The organism is Duganella rhizosphaerae (assembly GCF_040364205.1).
In the GTDB taxonomy this organism is placed as follows: Bacteria; Pseudomonadota; Gammaproteobacteria; order Burkholderiales; family Burkholderiaceae_D; genus Rugamonas; species Rugamonas rhizosphaerae.
Genome location: NZ_BPWK01000093.1, coordinates 1 through 248, shown reverse-complemented (window position 1 = coordinate 248; position 248 = coordinate 1). Strand labels below are relative to the sequence as shown.

Here is a 248-nt window from a genome sequence, read left to right as displayed (position 1 = left end):
TAACCGCAAGGAGGGCGCTTACCACGGTAGGATTCGTGACTGGGGTGAAGTCGTAACAAGGTAGCCGTATCGGAAGGTGCGGCTGGATCACCTCCTTTCTAGAGTAGCACTCTTCTTCAAGCGTTCACACTTATCGACTGTAATGAATAAAGAACAGCATTTGGGGCTGTAGCTCAGCTGGTTAGAGCACCGTGTTGATAACGCGGGGGTCGTTGGTTCGAGTCCAACCAGCCCTACCAGTCTTACCC

At 52.4% G+C, this 248-nt stretch carries 1 tRNA gene and 1 rRNA gene; both read left to right on the top strand.

Going from position 1 to position 248, the window contains the following annotated elements:
- A 16S ribosomal RNA gene (locus tag RUGAMON1_RS32755) occupies nt 1-98 on the top strand; the annotation flags it as partial.
- A gap of 64 nt (nt 99-162) precedes the next feature.
- Nucleotides 163-239, top strand: a tRNA-Ile gene (locus tag RUGAMON1_RS32750).
- Nucleotides 240-248: the final 9 nt, after the last annotated feature.